Here is a 1,892-nt window from a genome sequence, read left to right on the forward strand (position 1 = left end):
CGACCCGCGACCGGGGTACCGATGGTGATGTCGTCGGTGCCCGACAGGCGCGACAGCAACACCGCCAACGCGGAATGCACCACCATGAACAGCGTCGCATTCCGCTCTCGGGCCACCCGTTGCAAACCGGCATGGATCTCGGCATCGATAGCGACCTCGACCCGGCCACCGGTGAACGACTGCACCGCCGGACGCGGCCGGTCCGCCGGCAGGTCCAGCTGGTCGGGCACACCCGCCAGCGCGGACCGCCAGTACTCGACCTGCCGCGCGGCCAGCGACTCCGGATCGGCCTCATCGCCCAGCAGCTCACGCTGCCAGATGCTGTAGTCGGCGTACTGCACCGGCAACGGCATCCAGCCCGGCGCCTCACCCACGACCCGAGCCGCGTACGCGGTGATCAGATCTCGGGTCAGCGGGGCCACCGACAAACCGTCACCGGAGATGTGGTGGACCACCATGGCCAGCACGAACTCACCGGTCGCGCCGTCGCCGGCCGTATCGCTCACCTCGAACAGGGCGACCCGCAACGGCACCTCGGCGGTGACGTCGAAACCGGTCGACACCAATTCCGAGACCGCCGGAACAACATCCGCGGCCGCGACGGAACGCACCTCGAGTCGAGGTGCGGCGTCGCCGACCGGCAGCACCAGCTGCACCGGACCGGAATCGGTCTCCGGGTAGATCGTCCGCAGGACCTCGTGCCGGCCCACCACATCGGCTACCGCCGCACGCAACGCGTCCACATCGAGGTCGCCCGACAATCGGATCGCCATCGGAATGTTGTAGGCGACCGAATCCCGATCGAACCGGTTCAGGAACCACATCCGCTGCTGCGCCAGCGACAACGGCACCCGCTCCGGCCGCTCCCGCGGCGCGAGAACCGGAAGATCCCCCCGCCCGGTGGCGGTCTCAGCGGCCGCGGCCGCCAAAGCGGTCACCGTGGATGCCTCGAACAGCATCCGCACCGGCACGGTCGTATCCAGCGCCGCACCCAAACGCGCCGCGACCTGAGTCGCGATCAACGAGTTACCACCCAGAGCGAAGAAATCATCATCCGCACCGACCCGCTGCACACCCAGCACGTCGGCGAACACACCCGCCACGATCTCCTCGATCGGAGTCGAGGGAGCACGGAACTGCTTGGTCTCGAACACCGGCGCCGGCAACGCCTTACGATCCAGCTTGCCCGAAGTGTTCAACGGGAACGCATCCAGCTCCATGACCACAGCCGGAATCATGTACACCGGCAGCACATCACGCAGATCGTCGAGCAATACAGCCGACACGATCTGCGCACCCGGAGCGGGCACCACATAACCGACCAGCTGCTCACCCAGGTCGGACGCCGCGACCGTCACGACGGCCTGGCTCACCACCGGCTGCGCCAGCAACGCCGACTCGATCTCACCGAGCTCGATGCGCTGGCCGCGGAACTTCACCTGGAAATCGGTGCGCCCCAGATATTCCAGTACCGGTTGGCCGTCGACTCGCCGCCACCGCACCAGGTCACCGGTCCGGTACATCCGCCGACCCGCATCGAACGGACTCGCCACAAAACGATCCGCCGACAGATCCGGACGCGTCACATAACCCCGCGCCAGCTGATCACCCGCAAGATAGAGCTCACCCGTGACACCCTCGGGAACCGGCCGCAACCTGCTGTCCAGCACATACACGCGACTGTTCCACTGCGGCACACCGATCGGCACACTCCCGGTCTCCGCACCCGTGGCCTGCCAATACGTGATCGACACCGCCGCCTCGGTCGGACCATACAAATTGTGCACAGCAGCATCGGAAATCGCGTGCATCGCCGACACCGTCTCCGGCGGCAACGCCTCACCGATCACGAACACATGCTCGAGCGACGGAATCGAACCCGCCGCAGTATG

1 protein-coding gene is annotated in these 1,892 nt (G+C 66.8%); it reads right to left on the reverse strand.

The features are described from left to right. On the reverse strand, window positions 1-1,892 hold a 1,892-nt coding region (locus tag ABZV91_RS32410), incomplete at both ends, for a condensation domain-containing protein (protein WP_355249526.1).

This window comes from Nocardia sp. NPDC004568 (assembly GCF_040609955.1).
Classification (GTDB): Bacteria; Actinomycetota; Actinomycetes; order Mycobacteriales; family Mycobacteriaceae; genus Nocardia.